We start from the raw sequence: 17,418 nt of genomic DNA on the forward strand, positions 1-17,418 counted from the left end.
CGCACCGATGCTGATCCGGTCCTGGGACCGCGGCGACGAGGCCGAGTGGCGGGCCTGGCTCGCCGAGGGGCGCGACTTCGGCCTGCTCGCCGCCAACGGCGGACCGGGCCGGGGTCCCGTCCTCGTCCCCACGCACTTCCTGCTGGATGCCGGGCACGGCGAGATCCTGCTCCACCTCGCCGCGCCCAACCCCCTGCTGGCCGCCGTCCGGGACGACCCGGAGGTCACCCTCGCGGTGACCGACGACTACGCCTTCGCGCCCGGCCACTGGCGCGGCGAGCCCGGCACGCCGACCAGCTACTACGCCTCGGTCCACTTCCACGCCACCGCCGAGATCGTCGAGGACGCGGCCGGCAAGGCGGAGATCCTCAACCGCCAGCTGGCGCACTTCCAGCCCGAGACCCCGCAGACCCGGGTGGTCCCCGGCGAGGGCGAGTTCGGCCGCCTCCTCCCGGGCCTGCGCGGGCTGCGGCTGACGGTCCGCGAGGTCCGCGCCAAGTTCAAGTTCGACGACAAGAAGCCGCCGGCCGAGCAGTACGCGCTCGCCGACCGGCTCGCCGCGCGCGGCCTCGGCCTGGACGCGGGCACCCGCGCGCAGTTGCTGCGCCGCAACGCCCGGCGGGCCCCCCGCCCGTAGCGCGCGCCGACCGCGGAGCGCCGGCCGACCGGTCGCCGCGGCTCCCCCACCACACCCGTACCCCGGTCACCCCGGTACCCGCATGGAACCCGGGTCCCGGGGTATCCGGGCTGACGCCAAGTCACCCGATCAGCCCGTATTCGGGCGGAACCCGCCCTCCGCTGGTCGAATGTGACACGAATCCTGCCCGCTCGGCCGTGGGGCGGGCCGTCCACCCCGGGGAGCGCACGTGTCCAGAACCCATACCCATCCGGCCTCCGGTGAGGCCCACCTCGGACACGTCGTCTTCATCTCCGCCGCCGCCGCGATGGGCGGTTTCCTGTTCGGCTACGACAGCGCGGTGATCAACGGCGCGGTGACGGGCATCCAGAAGCACTTCGACGTGGGCAACGGCGAGACCGCCTTCGTGGTGGCCATCGCCCTGCTCGGCTCGGCCGCCGGCGCGGTGGCCGCCGGGCGGCTGGCCGACCACCTCGGCCGGGTCCGCACCATGCTGCTGGCCGCCGTCCTGTTCGCGATCAGCGGCGTCGGCTCGATGTTCCCGCCGAGCATCGAGGTGCTGGCCACCTGGCGGGTGGTCGGAGGCGTGGCGATCGGCATCGCCTCGGTCATCGCGCCGACCTACATCGCCGAGGTCGCCCCGACCGCCTACCGCGGCCGGCTGGCCTCCTTCCAGCAGATGGCGATCGTGCTCGGCATCACCGTCTCCCAGCTCGCCAACTGGGCGCTCAACCAGGCGGCCGGGGGCGAGTCCACCGGCCACCTGGGCGGCGTCCAGGCCTGGCAGTGGATGCTCGGCGTGGAGGCGATCCCGGCCATCGTCTACGGGCTGATGGCACTGGCCATCCCGGAGTCCCCGCGCTACCTGATCGCCGACCGGCGGGAGGCGCAGGCCCGCAAGGTGCTGCTGGAGGTCGAGGGCGAGGGCGTCGACCTGGACGCCCGGGTGGCGGAGATCCGCGGAGTCCTGGAGTCCAGCCACAAGCCGCGGCTCAAGGACCTGCTGGGCGGCCGGTTCGGCCTGCTGCCGATCGTCTGGGTCGGCATCGGTGCCTCGGTCTTCCAGCAGTTCGTCGGCATCAACGTGATCTTCTACTACTCCTCCTTCCTCTGGCAGTCGGTCGGCATCAACGAGTCCAACTCGCTGCTGATCAGCCTCTCCACGTCGATCGTCAACGTCATCGGCACGGTGATCGCGATGGCCCTGGTGGACCGGATCGGCCGCAAGCCCCTCGCCCTGGCCGGGTCGGCCGGTATGGCCGTCGCGCTGGCCACCGCCGCCTGGGCGTTCTCCTACCGGCACGGCACCGGCGACGCCGCCACCCTGGACGACGCCCACGCCACGGTCGCGCTGGTCGCCGCCCACGTCTTCGTGTTCTGCTTCGCCTTCTCCTGGGGCGTGGTGGTCTGGGTGCTGCTCGGCGAGATGTTCCCGAACCGGATCCGCGCGCTCGCCCTGTCCGTCGCCGCGTCCGCCCAGTGGATCGCCAACTGGGCGATCACCGTCAGCTTCCCCGACCTCGCCGACTGGAACCTGTCGGCGACGTACGTCATCTACGCGGTCTTCGCCCTGCTCTCCATCCCGTTCGTGGCCTTCTGCATCAAGGAGACCAAGGGCCGCTCCCTGGAGGAGATGGGCTGAGCTCCGACGTCCATGCCGCCGCGCGCGGCCCGTCCCCGAGAGGAAGCCATGCCCGACCAGCGCGGCTCCCGGCAGAACACCGTCTTCCCGAGCGGCGGCCGTGAGGCCCACGGGTACCTGGCCCGCCCGCCGCAGGGCCTCGGCCCCGGCCTGGTGCTGGTCCAGGAGTGGTGGGGGCTGACCCCGTACCTGGCCGGGGTCGCGGACCGGTTCGCCGCCGAGGGCTTCACCGTCCTGGCGCCGGACCTGTTCGGCGGCGACACCACCCACGACCGCGCCGAGGCGGCGCGGCTCGAACGCGAGCTGCCCGTCGAGCAGGCCGTCCAGGACCTGCGCGGCGCGGTCGGCCACCTGCTCGGTCTGGAGGGCGTGGTCGGCGACGCGGTCGGGGTGGTCGGCTTCTGCATGGGCGGCGGCTTCGCCCTCCTGCTGGCCGCCGCCGAGGGCGACCGGGTGGCCGCCGCGGTGCCGTTCTACGGCCTGCCGCCCGACCGGGAGTTCGAGTACCGCGGCCTGACCGCGCACGTCCTCGGCCACTTCGCCGAACACGACCGGTCCGTCCCGATGAAGGCCGTCGACGAGGCCGCGATCCGGATCGGGGAGGCCACCGACGTCCGTCCGGAGATCCACTTCTACCCGGCCGGCCACGCCTTCATGAACGAGGAGGACCTGCTCGGCACCTACGACCCGCTGCAGGCCCGGACGGCCTGGCTCCGCACCGTCAGCTTCCTCTGGGGCCACCTCGGCTGAGCGGTTCGGTAAGGGGCGAAACTCGCTGGACAGCTGACCGCTCCCCCGGCATAGTCGCCGGGTGCAGAGCCCACCCTCCCCCGTGTCCCGGCCCCGGTTCGCCTGGGCGAGCCGCAACTTCCGGATCCAGACCGCCGCCACCGTGATCGGCGGCCTCGGCAACGCCGGTGCCCCGATCGCCACCGCCTTCGCGGTCCTGGAGGGCGGCGGTTCCACCACCGAGGTCGGCTACGTCACCGCGGCCCGGCTGCTGCCCACCGTCCTGCTGCTGGTGCTCGGCGGCGCCCTCGCCGACCGGTTGCCGCGCCACCACGTCATGGTCGGTGCCAACCTCTTCAGCGCGGCAGCCCAGGCGGCCCTCGCCGCGGTCGTACTGGCCGGCGGGGCGCCGCTCTGGCAGCTGCTGCTGCTCTCCGCCGCCGGTGGCGCCGGGTACGCGTTCTACGCCCCCGCCGCCGGGGGCATGGTGCTGGAGAGCGTCGCCCCGGAGCACGCCGCCCGCGCCTTCTCGGTGTACCGGATGGGCCTCAACGCCGCCCAGATCGGCGGCGCGGCGCTCGGTGGCGCGCTGACCGCCGCGGTGGGCCCCGGCTGGGTGCTCGCCCTGGACGCCGGCTGCTTCCTGGTCGCCGCGGCGCTGCGGTTCCTGCTGGAGACGGTGCCGCCCGTGGCGGCGGCCGCGGGCGGCGGCATGCTGCGGGACCTGCGCGAGGGGTGGCAGGAGTTCGCCTCCCGCCGCTGGCTCTGGGTGATCGTGCTCCAGTTCTCGGTCCTGGTGGCCTGCATCAGCGCGGTCGAGGCGGTGTACGGGCCCATCGTCGCGAAGGAACGGCTCGGCGGGGCCCGCGACTGGGGGCTCGCGATGGCGGCCTACGGCGTCGGCCTGGTCGCCACCGGCGTGCTGATGGCGCGCTGGCAGCCGCGAAGGATCCTGCTGGTCGGCAACTGGGGCGTCTTCCTGTTCGGGGTGCCCGCCCTGGCGCTGGCGGTGTCCGCCCCGCTGCCGGTCCTGGCCGCGTCGATGTTCCTGTCCGGCGTGGGGGTCACCGTCTTCGGCGTCAACTGGATGATCGCGCTCCAGCAGGAGATCCCGCCCGAGGCGTTCTCCCGGGTCGCCGCGTACGACGAGTTCGGCTCGCTCTCGCTGGCGCCGCTCGGCACCGCGCTGGCCGGACCCGCCGCCGGGTTGTTCGGCCTCTCCGGCGCGCTCTGGGCCTGTGCCGCGCTCTCCTTCCTCCTCAGCGCGGTCGTCCTGCTGGAGCCGCAGGTCCGCCGGCTCACCAGACGCCCGACCGCCGGCCCCACCGCCGCCGACGCCCAGGGCGCACCGCGCACGGCAACCGCTCCCACCCTCTGACGCGCCCCGTGCGCCCCCGGATGCGCCCTCCGGTGGGCAACCACCGGAGGACCCGGCTCGTCCGACCAGGTGACGACGAGTGAGACCTGGGGGGCGCCCGATGCCGAAGCCACTGCTGTTCCTGGACGTCGACGGAGTGCTCAACCCGGTCTGCCCCGGACCGGAGACCGACTTCGACGCGCACACCATGCTCGGTTACACCGTGCTGCTCTCCCCCCGGCACGGCACGTGGCTGCGCGAACTGGCCGCCGGCTACGAACTCGTCTGGGCCACCACCTGGGAGGAGCACGCCAACGCCCACATCGCCCCGGCGATCGGCCTGCCGGAGCTGCCGCTGGTTCGGTTCACCGGCTACACGCCCCAGCCCGGCGACCCGCGCGTCCCGTTGATGGAGCTGTTCTCCGCCCGCAAGTGGGCACCGCTGCTGCGCTACGCGGCCGGGCGGCCGTTCGCCTGGGTCGACGACGTCATCCCCGGCCGGCTGGTCCGCAGCGCACTCTGGCGCCGCGACCGCGTGTTGCTGCCGATCGATCCGGGCCGGGGCCTCGAACGCCGGCACGTGGACCGGCTGCTGGCCCGGCCGCCGCGTCCCGCCACCCTGCGCCCGCGCACCACCCGACCCACCGCCCGGCCCGAGGCCGGTTGACCTCCCGGCCCACCACGCCCACCCGCCCGGGCCGCCCTTGCCCCGCCCGGCCGCACGCGGCGGGCCTCACCCGGTCGGCAGCCAGCTCACGTGCCCGGCCAGCAGCGCGTACCCGACGAAGGCCACCGTGTCGATCAGCGCGTGCGCCACGACCAGGGGCATCACCCGCCCCCACCGCCGGTAGAGCAGGCAGAACACGACGCCCATCACGATGTTGCCGACCAGCCCCCCGACCCCCTGGTACAGGTGGTACGAGCCGCGCAGCAGCGAACTCGCCACCACCGCGGCCGGCCACGACCAGCCCAGTTGCCCCAGCCGGCGCAGCAGGTAGCCGAGGACGACGACCTCCTCCAGGATCGCGTTCTGCCAGGCGGAGGCGAGCAGCACCGGAATCCGCCACCACACGTCCGGCAGCCCGGACGGCGCGACCGTGAGGTTGTAGCCGGCGGCCTGGGAGGCGAGGTACAGCGCCAGTCCCGAACCACCGATCGCCGCCGCGACCGCCGCGCCCCGGCCGAGGTCGCGCAGCTTCTGCCCGAGGTCGAAGCCGAGCACCCGCAGCGCCACGCCCTCGCGGACCAGCAGGTAGCCGACCAGCACGACCGGCATCAGCCCGCGTCCGACGTAGTACAGCTGCCAGAGCAGGTCGAGCCAGGGCCGGCCGGGGGCCCGTGAGCCGTTCAGCGTGGCGACCTGCCGGCCCAGGTTGAGCGGTTCGGTGAGCGAGCCCGCGAAGCTGATCAGCGCGCCGATGCCGCTGGCCCCGAGGGACAGGCCGAGAACGATCAGCAGCTCCACGCCGAGCAGCCGGCGGGTGGGCTTCGCGGTCTGCGGTTCGGTCGGGACGGTGGTCACGTGGTGCTCCAGCGCGGACGGCGGACGGGCGTCGCTCCGGCCGTCGGCCGACCGCCGGAGCGGTCATCCTTCCACAGCGTGCCGGTGGGGTGTGCGGGGCGGATCGGCCCGGGGCCGCGACGGCTTCGTCTGGACCTTCGTCCGGACCGATCCCCGCGACGCGCCTATCCCACGGGCCAGGTGTGCACCGGCTCGCCGGCGCGCGAGTACTCCATGTACCGGCGGGTCATCGCCGCCAGGGCGGCCGGCCGGTCCATCCCGTACTGCTCGCGCAGCCGGTGGAACGTCGCGCTCTGCCAGGAGGCGCCGTTGGTCCGGCGCAGGCAGCGCTGCTCGATGATGCCGAGGTAGCGGTCCCGGTCGGCCGGCTCCACGCCCCAGGCGTCGAGTCCCTGGTGCGCCATCGGCAGCAGCTCGCCCAGCACGAGGTCGACGGCGGGCACTGCGGTCAGGCCGCCGCCGCGCCCGGCCCGGCCGTGCCGCGGCCACTGGAACACCGCGTCGACGCCGTACCGCGCCGCCTGCCGGAAGTTCTCGTCGGCCCGGTCGAACGGCAGCCTGGTCCAGATCGGCCGCGCCTGCTCGGCCAGCACCCGGACCACGCCGTAGTAGAACGCCGCGTTGGCGAGCGTGTCGGCGACGGTCGGCCCGGCCGGCAGCGCGCGGTTCTCCACCCGCAGGTGCGGCACCCCGCCGCTGACGTCGTACACCGGTCGGTTCCAGCGGTAGATGGTGCCGTTGTGCAGCCGCATCTCGGCGAGCCGGGGGACCCCTCCGGAGCCGAGCACCTTCACCGGGTCCTCGTCGTCACAGATCGGCAGCAGCGCCGGGAAGTACCGCAGGTTCTCCTCGAAGAGGTCGTACGCCGAGTCCACCCAGCGCTCGCCGAACCAGGTGATCGGGCGCACGCCCTGGGCCTTGAGCTCCGCCGAACGGGTGTCGCAGGCCTGCTGGAACAGGACCGGCCGGGTCTCGCGCCACAGCTCCCGGCCGAACAGGAAGGGCGAGTTGGCACCGAGCGCGAGCTGCGGACCGCAGATCGCCTGCGCGGCGTTCCAGACCGAGGAGAACCGCTCGGGGGTCACCTGCAGGTGCAGCTGGAGCGACGTGGCCGCGGCCTCCGCGACCATGGTGATGGACTCCAGCTGGAGGCGCTCGACGCCCTCGATGTCCAGCGTGATGTCCTCGCCCCGGGCGGCCAGGATCTGGTCGCTGAGCAGGCTGTACCGCTGGTTGTGGGACATCGCGTCCAACCCGGTGTGGTCGTGCTCCAGGGTCGGCAGGATGCCGACCATCACGATCCGCGCCCCGGCCTCGCTCGCCCGCCGGTCGGCGTAGCGCAAGCCGGTGTCGATCTCCTCGTGCAGGTCCTCGAAGACGTGCCCGCAGAGCCGGTGCGGCGCGATGTTGACCTCGATGTTGAACCGGCCGAGCTCGGTCTGGAAGTCGCTGGACCCGATCGCGGTGAGCACCTGCGCGTTGTTCATCACCGGCAGGCCCTGCTCGTCGGCCAGGTTGAGCTCGATCTCCAGACCCATCACGGCCCGTGGTCGCTCGAAGCGGTCCTCGCGCAGCATCCGGCCGAACACGTCGAGGCTGGACTGCAGCTTGCGCCGGTAGAGCTGCCGGTCCGACAGGTCCGCCCGCGTCGCCACGACCTTCTCGCCCATGGTCCCCTCCTCCAGAGCCGCCCGGCCGAGCGACCGTGCAAGCATCATGCCCACCCCGAAGATCGATACCCGATGGCTTCGATTGGCTTGCAATGCAAGGAAACTGATGCCGTTTCAGTTAATCTGCCGACTTGCCCGACGCCACCGCCTGTGATAAACAGGTCACCCTGCGCACCTGTTCGAGTAGAATTCGCACTGCCCCACGGCCCGGCCCGCTTTCGCCCCGAGACCACCGTCGACGGCGGGGGCCTCGCCGGCACCGCGATCCTGCCCAACCGGACAAGGCCCAGGTTCCGTCACCGCCGACGCACCGGGCCATGCCGGTATGCCGCACTCGCACGCCGATCTCGCACGGAGAGGCGACTTTGCCATGACTCTGCAGACTCCCCAGCCCCCGCCCAGCGCGCTCCGCGCCGTCCTCGCCGCACTCGACTCCGAGACCGCGCTGCGCCAGCCCGCCGCCGCCGCGCTCCGTCATCCGACCGGCGCACTGCTCCCCGCCCATCCGCTCGCCGTCCACGTCCTGGACGGGCCTCGCGCCGATCTCGCCGCCGCCCGGCGGACGGGGTGGCGCTTCCTGATCAAGGACGGCGCCGACGTGGCCGCCGCGGCCGAGGTGGTGCAGGGGTCCGAGGGCCACACGTTCTCGCACTTCACCGCCGGCCCCTACCTGGACTCGACGGTCCGGGCGCTGCGCCAGGCCTGGCAGCTCGCCCAGTCCTCCCGGGCCCGCCGGCAGCCCCGGCTGCTGACCTTCCCCGGCCAGTACGCGACGGCCCTGTGGCTGCACGGCCCGGACGGCGACACCGGCTCGGACCTGCTGATCCCGCTGGCGCCGGCTCCGCTCGGTGTCACCGCGCACCGCACCTACCCGGCTGCCGAGCTCCTGCCGGTCCTGGCCCGTACGCCGATCGGGCGGCCGCTGCTGCTCGGCTCCCCCTGAGAGCGGGGCAGCCGACCCGAGGCCCGACAACCCGGCGCCCCGAGCCACCACCCGGACCCGACCCGGGACCCGCCCGGTGTCCGGCCCCGCGCCCCGGCCGGGTGCTTCGGTCCGGAGCTCAGCCACGCCCCCCCCTCGTCCCTCCCGGCCACCGCCGGCGAACACCCGGGTGGGCCATGCGGCATGGCCCGTCCAGGCCCGTCACCGGATGGCCCACCCGGCACCGGCCACGGTCCGCCGCCACCTGAACGGGTGATCTCTACCCGCTGGTTGTGGCGCATGTCACGAAATCGCTGCGCGCGCGTCCCCGGATGCCGACACTGGGAACCAGCGTGGAGGGACCTCCTGTCCTACCCACTTGAGTGCCGGTCCACACCTGGCCCGACACCGGACAGAATCCGACCACCGCGGCAGCGCCCGACGGCAGACCGGCGGCACCGTGTCTCGGGGAGGATCGCAGAGCGAAGCGAGGGTACGCATGTGCCAGCACCGTCCTGAGTGCCCGTCGGCCGAGTCCGAGGACCGCGAGGCCGCCGTCCCGGTGGCGTGCCACCCGGAGCAGGGCTGGAGCCTGCTCTGCAACGGCGTCCTGCTGTTCGAGGACACCGGCGAACTGCTGCCCGACGGCCGGGTGATCGCCCCGCGCCGCCGGACCGCCCACGCGCTCTGACCCGCCCGGCACCGGTCCGGACCACCACGGAACACAGGGCAGGGCCCCGGCGGAACGTTCCGCCGGGGCCCTGCCCTGTCCACGTGTCCGCGGGCCGGCCGTACCGGTCCTGCGTCAGACGCCGTACTCGTCCAGCGGCGGGCAGGAGCAGACCAGGTTGCGGTCGCCGTACGCGCCGTCGATCCGGCTGACCGGCGGCCAGTACTTGTCCGCCGGGTTCACACCCGCCGGGAAGACCGCCTCCTGCCGCGAGTAGCCGTGCGCCCACTCGCCCACCAGCGTGGCGGCGGTGTGCGGGGCGTTGCGCAGCGGGTTGTCCTCCGCGGCCCACTCGCCCGAACCGACCTTCTCGACCTCGGCGCGGATCTCGATCATCGCGTCGCAGAAGCGGTCGATCTCGTGCAGGTCCTCGGACTCGGTCGGCTCGATCATCAGCGTGCCGGCCACCGGGAAGGACATGGTCGGCGCGTGGAAGCCGTAGTCGATCAGGCGCTTGGCGATGTCGTCCACCGTCACGCCGGTCTCCTTGGTGAGCGGGCGCAGGTCGATGATGCACTCGTGCGCCACCAGACCGCCGGGGCCGGTGTAGAGCACCGGGAAGTGCGGGGCCAGCCGCTTGGCGATGTAGTTGGCGTTCAGCACCGCGACCTGGGTGGCGCGCTTGAGGCCCTCGCCGCCCATCAGCCGGACGTACGCCCAGGAGATCGGCAGGATCGCCGCCGAGCCCCACGGCGCCGCCGAGATCGGGCCGACACCGGTGGCCGGGCCGGCCTCCTCCTGGAGCGGGTGGTTCGGCAGGTACGGCGCGAGGTGCGCGCGGACCGCCACCGGGCCGACGCCCGGGCCGCCGCCGCCGTGCGGGATGCAGAAGGTCTTGTGCAGGTTCAGGTGCGAGACGTCCGCGCCGAACTTGCCCGGCTTGGCCAGGCCGACCAGGGCGTTCAGGTTGGCCCCGTCGACGTACACCTGGCCACCGGCGTCGTGCACGGCCGCGCAGATGTCGGTGATCTCGGTCTCGTACACGCCGTGGGTCGACGGGTAGGTGACCATCAGCACGGCGAGGCTGTCGCGGTACTGCTCGATCTTGGCCTTGAGGTCGGCCACGTCCACGTCGCCGTCGACCAGGGTCTTGACGACGACGACCCGCATGCCGGCCATCACCGCGGAGGCGGCGTTGGTGCCGTGCGCGGAGGACGGGATCAGGCAGACGTCACGCTGGGTGTCGCCGTTGGCGTGGTGGTAGGCACGGACGGCCAGCAGGCCGGCCAGCTCGCCCTGGGAGCCGGCGTTCGGCTGGATGGAGACGGCGTCGTAGCCGGTCACCTCGACCAGCTGCTGCTCCAGCTGGCGGATCAGGGTGAGGAAGCCCGCGGCCTGGTCGACCGGCGCGAACGGGTGCAGCTGGCCGAACTCCGGCCAGGTCACCGGCTCCATCTCGGTGGTCGCGTTGAGCTTCATGGTGCAGGAGCCCAGCGGGATCATGCCCCGGTCCAGCGCGTAGTCACGGTCCGACAGGCGGCGCAGGTAGCGCAGCATGGCGGTCTCCGAGCGGTGGCTGTGGAAGACCGGGTGGGTCAGGTACTCGTCCTCGCGCAGCAGGGCGGCGGGCAGCGCGTCGGCGCCCTCCGCCACCTCGACGCCCTCGACGCCGAACGCGGCCCAGACCGCCGCCAGGTGCTCGCGGGTGGTGGTCTCGTCGGTGGAGGCCGAGATCCGGTCCTCGCCGTCCTGGTAGACGTTGACGCCGTTGGCGCGGGCGGCGGCGGCGATCTCCGCGGCGCGGCCGGGGACGACGGCGGTGACGGTGTCGAAGAACTCGCCGTGCAGCAGCTCGACGCCGCCGGCCGTCAGGCCCTCGGCCAGCGCGGCGGCGTAGCGGTGGGTGCGGCGGGCGATGTCGGCCAGGCCGTCCGGACCGTGGTAGACCGCGTACATCGAGGCCATGACGGCGAGCAGCACCTGGGCGGTGCAGATGTTGCTGGTGGCCTTCTCGCGGCGGATGTGCTGCTCACGGGTCTGCAGCGCCAGGCGGTAGGCGCGGTTGCCGTCGACGTCGACGGAGACGCCGACCAGGCGGCCGGGCAGCGAGCGGGCGTACTCGGCACGCACCGAGAGGTAGCCGGCGTGCGGGCCGCCGAAGCCCATCGGCACGCCGAACCGCTGCGAGGTGCCGCAGGCGATGTCGGCGCCGAGCGCGCCCGGGGACTTGAGCAGGGTGAGCGCCAGCAGGTCGGCGGCGACGGCGACGATCGCGCCGAGGCCGTGGGCCTGCTCGATCAGGGGGGTGAGGTCGCGGACGACACCGGTGGCGCCGGGGTACTGGAGCAGCACGCCGAAGACGCCGCGCTCGGCGATCTCGGCCGGGATGCCCTCGGACAGGTCGGCGACGACGACCTCGACGCCCGTCGGCACGGCACGGGTGTTGATGACCGCGGTGGTCTGCGGAAGCGTCTCGGCGTCGACCAGGAAGACACCGCCCTTGACCTTGGTGACGCGACGGGCGAGCGCCATCGCCTCGGCGGCCGCGGTGCCCTCGTCCAGCAGGGAGGAACCGGAGGTGGGCAGGCCGGTCAGGTCGGAGACGATGGTCTGGAAGTTGAGCAGCGCCTCCAGCCGGCCCTGCGAGATCTCCGGCTGGTACGGGGTGTAGGCCGTGTACCAGGCCGGGTTCTCCAGCACGTTGCGCAGGATCACCGGCGGCGTGAAGGTGCCGTAGTAGCCCAGGCCGATCATCGGCTGGAGCACCTGGTTGCGGTCGGCCAGTTCGCGCAGCTCGGCGAGGACCTGCGCCTCGCTGCGGCCTGCGGGCAGGTCGAGCGCGGTGATGGAGCGGATCGCCTCGGGGACGGCGGCCGTGGCCAGCTCGTCCAGCGAGCCGTACCCGACCTGGGCCAGCATCTTCTCCTGCGCTGCGGCGTCGGGGCCGATGTGGCGGTTCTCGAAGGGGCTGGCCTGTTCGAGCTCGGTGAGGGTCGCGGGGGTGGTGGGGCGTCCCGAGTTCGGCTGGGCGTTCATGGTGGTCGAGGCCTCCTGGTCACGGACCGGCGGGGGTGCGCACGCCGGACGGCTTCGCCGCTGCGGAGAACAGCGGAGCGGCCTGGGCGGACGAACCCGACAGGCCTCCCCCTCTGTCATCGGGACCTGAGAGCTTCACCCGCGCGGGGGCACGGTGGGCGCCCCGCCGGCTTGCACCGTCGGTGAGGGTGGGGTCCGACGGCTCCCTCGCCGACGGTCCTGCCCTGCTTTCCAGAGTGACCTAGCCCACACGGTACGGATGCCTGAGAGATTCCGGGGAGGAGTTGCTCCTTCGGCGCCCCGACCAGCGGTTTCGACTGTCGGGGACTCTCCCGAGCGGGCTCGGCGGTCGCGCCCAGGGTACCAGCGGGAGGCCGCCCGATCACGGGTGCGTCAGGTCACTCGGCCCGTTGGGCCGTGACCCGGACGGACGACGACCCGGCCCGTCCGGCCCCGTCCCGGTCGCGGACGTCCGGTTCATGGCTTTTGGTGTGAAGTGGCGGACAGGACGGGCGGGCCGGCCGCCGTCCTGCGGGAGCCGCAGGACGAGCGCACTGGAGGAAAGAGTGCAGACCGATATCGACCCCCGGGACCTCATCGGCCACAAGGCGGTCGACCGCAACGGAGACAAGATCGGCACCGTCGACGAGGTGTACCTCGACGACGCGACCGGCCGGCCCGAGTGGGCCGCCGTCCGGACCGGCATCTTCGGCCGGGACGCCTTCGTCCCCCTGACCACGAGCGAGTTCTCCGGCGACGAGCTGCGGGTGCCGTACGACAAGTCGCTGGTGAAGGAGTCGCCGGACTTCGGCGTGGGCCAGCACCTGTCGCCGGCGCAGGAGCTCCAGCTCTACCGCTACTACGGGCTGGACACGACGCTGGACGGGCAGCCGTCGGCGGGCGACGGCCCCGGCTCGGGTTCCGAGCCGGCCGACCTCGACTTCGGCACGACGGCGTCGAACGGCACCCCTGCGGACACGCCCTCATCGAACGGCACCCCCGGCACCACCGCCTCGAACGGCACGCCCCTCGCGGGAGTCGCCGGAACGGCGGGCGCCGCAGCCGCGGCCGCAGCGGCCGCGCGGAGCCGGTCGGCCACACCGTCCGCCGCCGCCCCGGCCAAGTCGCTCACCTTCCACACGGCCGCCGCCGCGGCCACCACCACTCCGGCAGCCGGTTCCGGCAAGCCGGCCGACCCCGTCACGGAGGCCAACGTGCGGACCCTCGCCACCCCCACGCCCGCCGCGGCGCCGCCGGCTTCCGCCGCGGCGACCGCCCCGGCCGCCGAGCCGCGCCCGCAGTCCGCGCAGCCCGCCCCGGCCAACGGCACCCCGCCGACGGCCTCGCAGCCCTCGCCCTCGCAGGCCACGCCGTCCGCCACCGGCACCTCGCGCTCCGCCGACGGTGCGGTCGCGTCCACGCCCGGCGGCCCGGTGGAGATCACCTGCCGCGAGGAGCGGCTGGACGTCACGACCGAGTGGCACGTCGTGGGCACGGCCAAGCTGCGCAAGTACGTCACCAGCGAGCCGGTCGAGCGCCGGGTCCCGGTGGTCCGCGAACGGGTCCGGGTCGAGCGGATGCCGGTCGGCGAGGCCGAGCGGGCCGCGCTCAGCGAGAAGGACATCGCCGAGGCGGTGGAGGAGGTCACCCTGCGCGAGGAGCGCCCGGTGGTCCGCAAGTACCTCGCGCCGATCGAGCGGGTCCGCCTGGTGGTGGAGCGGTACACCGCCGAGGAGGTGATCCGCGACGAGCTGCGGCGCGAGCACGTCGAGGTCCACGACACCACCGGGACGGCCTCGAACCCACCGGTCTCCGCCTCCGCCGCGTCCGCCCCGCCGCCCGGGCCCGTCTCCCCCGCCCCCGACGAGCCGGCCCGCCCACTCCCGCTCAGGCCCCTGGTCTGACACCCGAGCCCGCAGGGCCCCCGCCGATCCGGCCGGGGCCCTGCGGCGTTCCACGGCGCAAACCCTTCGACTTTGCCAAGGCTTAACCAATGGATATTTGACACTCTGAAGTATCTCCCTGCATGGTTACTTCAGTTCATTCACTATGTACGGGAGGAAGCAACCGTGAGTGAGGCACCACAGCCCACCGTCGCGGCCGAGAAGCAGAGCAGCGCCCGGGTCCTGCCGGCCCTCATCCTGGCGATGCTGTCGTTCAGCGTGGTGCAGACCGCGGTCGTCCCGATCCTGCCCTCGCTCGCCAAGGAACTGAACGTCTCCGGTTCCAGCATCACCTGGCTGATGACGGCCAACCTGCTCTCCGCCGCCGTGCTCACCCCCCTCCTCGGCCGCTTCGGCGACCTGCGCGGCCGCAAGCCGATGCTGCTGATCTCGCTGGCCGGTCTGGCCGCGGGCTCCGCGCTCGCCGTCACCACCCACTCCTTCACCTGGCTGGTCCTCGCCCGCGTCCTTCAGGGCGCCGGCGGTGGCGTGCTCCCGCTGGCGATCAGCATCGTCCGCGACGAGCTCCCCAAGCAGAAGGTGACCGGCGGCGTCGCCGCCATCAGCGCCTCGATGGGTGTCGGCAGCGGCCTCGGCCTGGTCGCCACCGGTCTGCTCCTGGAGCACTGGAGCTACAAGTCCATCTTCTGGATGGGCCTCTTCTTCGGCCTGCTCGCGATCGCCCTGGTCGCCGTCCGGGTGCCCACCGACCCGGTCACGGACAAGGAGGGCGGCGCCGACCCGCTCGGTGCGATCACCCTGGCCGGCTGGCTCTCCGCCCTGCTGGTCGCGGTCAGCCAGGGCAACACCTGGGGCTGGACCTCGACCCGGACGCTCGGCCTGTTCGCCGTCGCCGCCGTGGTCGCCCTGATCTGGGGCGTCATCGAGGTCAAGGTCAAGCACCCGCTGGTCGACATGACGATGATGTCCCGCCCGGCCGTCGCCTTCACCAACCTGGCCGGCCTGCTGATCGGCTTCGGCATGTACGGCTCGTTCATGGTGATCAGCAACTTCGCCCAGACCCCGGAGAAGCTCGCCCACTACGGCTTCACCGCCACCGTGCTGCACGCCGGTGTGATGCTGCTGCCGTCCGCCCTCGGCTCGATGGTCGCCGCCCCGCTCGGCGCCGTGCTGATCGCCCGCCGCGGACCGCGCCTTCCGCTGGTCCTCGGCGGTGTCCTCGGCGCCGTCGCGATGGCCTACCTGGCCGTCCGGCACAGCCACGAAGCGGACATCTACCTCTCCTCGGCGATCTTCGGCCTCGGTATCGGCCTCGCGTTCTCGGCGATGCCGGCCTACATCAACGGCGCCGTCCCGGTCGAGCAGAGCGGCATCGCCAACGGCATGAACGCCGTGCTGCGCACCGTCGGCGGCGCGATCGGCACCGCCGTCATGGCCGCCATCCTCACCGGCGACACCATGAAGCTGCCGATCCCGGTCACGCTGCCCACCCTGGACGCCTACCAGCACGCGTTCTGGACCGCCGCCGTGGTCTGCGTGATCGCCGGCGCCGTCCCGTTCCTGATCCGCACCGTCAAGCCCACCACCACCGTGGTGCACGGCAACGAGGTCGCGGACCTGACCTCCGGCCCCCGGCCGGTGAAGACCGACGCCTGACGAGGCGTCCGACCCCGCGCTCAGGGACAGGGCGCGGGGACCGGGACCCGGACGGTCGCCGAGGGCATCGCGACCGTCCGTGGCCCGGAACCGCATGTGGCCCCACCCGGCACCCCTGCCGGGTGGGGCCGCTTCATGTCCCGGCCCGGCAACGCCGTCCCCGTCCCCCGGCCCCGTGCCTCAGCCCTCGGTCCCCGCCCGTCCGGACGCACCACCACCGTCCGCACCACTCCCCCGGCCTCCACTCCCCGGGCCACCGCGCTCCGGGCCCGGCTCGCTCCCGCCCAGCGGCAGCGGCGGGGCCGGCTCCAGCGCCGGATCCTCCACCCCGAAGGTCCGCACCCGCCCCGGCCCGCTCCACGGCGTCTCGAACCGCACCGTCACCCGCCCCACCCCGCTGCCCTGCACCCACCCCGGCCCGAACTCGGCGTGGTGCACGTCCTGCCCGGGCAGCCAGCGCCGCACGGCCGGCGCCGCCTCCGCGCGGTCGGCCTCCACCTCCTCGTCCGCACCGGCCTCGTGCCCGGCAGCCTCCGCCTCCTCCCGGACGGCCTGCGCGAACAGGTCCTCCTGCGTGTAGTCGGCCAGTTGCGACACTCCGACGCCCAGCAACCGCACCCCACCCGTGATGTCCACCTGCGAGGCCAGCCGGCGCGCCGTCTCGGTGATCACCGTCTCGTCGTCCGTCGGCCCGCGCAGCGTCTCGGAGCGGGTCAGCGTCGAGAAGTCGAACCGCCGCACCTTCAACACCACCGTCCGCCCCGACCGCCCCGCACCCCGCAGCCGCCGCACGCACCGCGCCGCCAGTGCCCCCACCTCGCGCAGTATCCGCTCCCGGTCGGCCAGGTCCACCTCGTAGGTGTCCTCCACCGAGACCGACTTGGCGTCCTGGTCGGCCACCACCGGCCGGTCGTCGAGCCCCGTCGACATCTGGTACACGCCGGCCCCGTGGGCCTTCCCCAGCAGCTGGACCAGCTCGTTCTCCCCCGCTTCGGCGAGATCGGCCACCGTGTTCAGCCCCGACCGGCGCAGCACCTGCTCGGTGGCCGGACCGATCCCCGGCAGTGCGCGGACCGGCATCGGCCCGAGCACCGCGCGCTCCTGGCCGGGCTCGATCATCACCAGCCCGTCCGGTTTGGCCTGCTCGGAGGCGATCTTGGCCATCAGCTTGGATCCGGCCGCGCCCACCGAGGCCGTCAGCCCGGTCCGCCGCCGGATGTCCGCGCGGAGGTCCTCCGCCAGCGCCAGCACCAGCCGCTCGCCCGTCCGGTGCTCCGCCTCCGCCAGCAGCGGACCGTAGGGACCCGCCTCCAGGTCGACGAAGGCCTCGTCCAGGCTGAGCGGCTGCACCAGCGGGGACAGCTCCCTCAGCAGCCCCATCACCAGCTCGCTCACCGGCCGGTAGGCCTCGAAGCGACCGGCCAGGAAGGCCGCGTTCGGACAGAGCCGACGGGCCTGCGCCATCGGCATCGCCGAGTGCACCCCGAACTTCCGCGCCTCGTAGGACGCCGTGGACACCACCCCCCGCCCGCCGAGCCCGCCGACGACCACGGGCTTCCCGCGCAGGCTCGGCTTGGCCGCCTGCTCCACCGCCGCGAAGAAGGCGTCCATGTCGAGGTGGATGATGCTCGGCAGTGACCGCACCCGCCGATCATGCCGCACGGGTCCGACAG

The 17,418-nt window shown here is 73.4% G+C and carries 13 protein-coding genes and 1 riboswitch; of the genes, 9 read left to right on the forward strand and 4 right to left on the reverse strand.

Annotated features, from left to right (window positions below):
• The first annotated feature begins 7 nt into the window (after positions 1-7).
• The 5 genes from PUR61_RS10020 (at position 8) to PUR61_RS10040 (ending at position 5,032) form a co-directional block, all read left to right on the forward strand.
• Entirely contained in the window at positions 8-637 is a 630-nt protein-coding gene (locus PUR61_RS10020; protein ID WP_329877917.1) for an FMN-binding negative transcriptional regulator, read from the forward strand.
• 229 nt (positions 638-866) lie between these two features.
• The gene (locus tag PUR61_RS10025; protein WP_329877919.1) at positions 867-2,279 is read left to right on the forward strand and encodes a sugar porter family MFS transporter; all 1,413 of its coding nucleotides are present in this window, start codon (positions 867-869) and stop codon (positions 2,277-2,279) included.
• Between the two features lie 48 nt (positions 2,280-2,327).
• Positions 2,328-3,029, forward strand: a complete 702-nt coding sequence (locus PUR61_RS10030) for a dienelactone hydrolase family protein (protein WP_329877921.1) — start codon at positions 2,328-2,330, stop codon at positions 3,027-3,029.
• Positions 3,030-3,090: 61 nt separating this feature from the next.
• On the forward strand, positions 3,091-4,386 hold the full coding sequence (locus tag PUR61_RS10035) for an MFS transporter (protein ID WP_329877923.1): 1,296 nt from the start codon (positions 3,091-3,093) through the stop codon (positions 4,384-4,386).
• 100 nt (positions 4,387-4,486) lie between these two features.
• Complete coding sequence (locus PUR61_RS10040) at positions 4,487-5,032, forward strand: HAD domain-containing protein (protein WP_329877925.1); 546 nt, start codon at positions 4,487-4,489, stop codon at positions 5,030-5,032.
• 66 nt (positions 5,033-5,098) lie between these two features.
• Here PUR61_RS10040 and PUR61_RS10045 read toward each other — a convergent pair whose 3' ends face one another.
• Positions 5,099-5,887 carry a CPBP family intramembrane glutamic endopeptidase gene (locus tag PUR61_RS10045; protein WP_329877927.1) on the reverse strand — a complete coding sequence of 263 codons (789 nt, stop codon included), beginning with the start codon at positions 5,885-5,887 and terminating at the stop codon, positions 5,099-5,101.
• A gap of 164 nt (positions 5,888-6,051) precedes the next feature.
• On the reverse strand, positions 6,052-7,557 hold the full coding sequence (locus PUR61_RS10050; protein ID WP_329877929.1) for a glutamate--cysteine ligase: 1,506 nt from the start codon (positions 7,555-7,557) through the stop codon (positions 6,052-6,054).
• A 370-nt stretch (positions 7,558-7,927) separates the two neighbouring features.
• Between PUR61_RS10050 and PUR61_RS10055 the strand changes: the two genes are divergently transcribed.
• Together PUR61_RS10055 and PUR61_RS10060 are read left to right on the forward strand one after the other, a co-directional pair.
• Complete coding sequence (locus PUR61_RS10055) at positions 7,928-8,500, forward strand: hypothetical protein (RefSeq protein WP_329877931.1); 573 nt, start codon at positions 7,928-7,930, stop codon at positions 8,498-8,500.
• Positions 8,501-8,978: 478 nt separating this feature from the next.
• The gene (locus tag PUR61_RS10060; RefSeq protein WP_329877932.1) at positions 8,979-9,170 is read left to right on the forward strand and encodes a DUF5999 family protein; all 192 of its coding nucleotides are present in this window, start codon (positions 8,979-8,981) and stop codon (positions 9,168-9,170) included.
• A gap of 114 nt (positions 9,171-9,284) precedes the next feature.
• Here PUR61_RS10060 and gcvP read toward each other — a convergent pair whose 3' ends face one another.
• The gene (gene gcvP, locus PUR61_RS10065) at positions 9,285-12,185 is read right to left on the reverse strand and encodes an aminomethyl-transferring glycine dehydrogenase (protein WP_329877933.1); all 2,901 of its coding nucleotides are present in this window, start codon (positions 12,183-12,185) and stop codon (positions 9,285-9,287) included.
• A gap of 241 nt (positions 12,186-12,426) precedes the next feature.
• Positions 12,427-12,530: riboswitch (glycine riboswitch) on the reverse strand.
• Positions 12,531-12,751: 221 nt separating this feature from the next.
• On the opposite strand from gcvP, the gene PUR61_RS10070 reads away from it, so the two are divergent.
• Both PUR61_RS10070 and PUR61_RS10075 read left to right on the forward strand, forming a co-directional pair.
• Positions 12,752-14,089 carry a PRC and DUF2382 domain-containing protein gene (locus tag PUR61_RS10070; protein WP_329877935.1) on the forward strand — a complete coding sequence of 446 codons (1,338 nt, stop codon included), beginning with the start codon at positions 12,752-12,754 and terminating at the stop codon, positions 14,087-14,089.
• A 165-nt stretch (positions 14,090-14,254) separates the two neighbouring features.
• Positions 14,255-15,745, forward strand: coding sequence for an MFS transporter (locus PUR61_RS10075; RefSeq protein WP_329877937.1), 1,491 nt, complete (start codon positions 14,255-14,257; stop codon positions 15,743-15,745).
• Positions 15,746-15,925: 180 nt separating this feature from the next.
• Here the strand turns inward: PUR61_RS10075 and PUR61_RS10080 are convergent, their stop codons facing one another.
• A complete protein-coding gene (locus PUR61_RS10080) occupies positions 15,926-17,389 on the reverse strand; it encodes a DNA polymerase IV (RefSeq protein WP_329877939.1) in 1,464 nt (487 codons plus the stop codon).
• Positions 17,390-17,418: the final 29 nt, after the last annotated feature.

The sequence above is a fragment of the Streptomyces sp. BE20 genome (assembly GCF_036322525.1).
GTDB lineage: Bacteria > Actinomycetota > Actinomycetes > Streptomycetales > Streptomycetaceae > Kitasatospora.

Bases quoted from the DNA above. Each gene is read 5' to 3' on its own strand.
- PUR61_RS10050 (WP_329877929.1), bottom strand. From the start codon at position 7,557: ATGGGCGAGAAGGTCGTGGCGACGCGGGCGGACCTGTCGGACCGGCAG.
- gcvP (WP_329877933.1), bottom strand. From the start codon at position 12,185: ATGAACGCCCAGCCGAACTCGGGACGCCCCACCACCCCCGCGACCCTC.
- PUR61_RS10040 (WP_329877925.1), top strand. From the start codon at position 4,487: ATGCCGAAGCCACTGCTGTTCCTGGACGTCGACGGAGTGCTCAACCCG.
- PUR61_RS10020 (WP_329877917.1), top strand. From the start codon at position 8: ATGCTGATCCGGTCCTGGGACCGCGGCGACGAGGCCGAGTGGCGGGCC.
- PUR61_RS10030 (WP_329877921.1), top strand. From the start codon at position 2,328: ATGCCCGACCAGCGCGGCTCCCGGCAGAACACCGTCTTCCCGAGCGGC.
- PUR61_RS10055 (WP_329877931.1), top strand. From the start codon at position 7,928: ATGACTCTGCAGACTCCCCAGCCCCCGCCCAGCGCGCTCCGCGCCGTC.
- PUR61_RS10060 (WP_329877932.1), top strand. From the start codon at position 8,979: ATGTGCCAGCACCGTCCTGAGTGCCCGTCGGCCGAGTCCGAGGACCGC.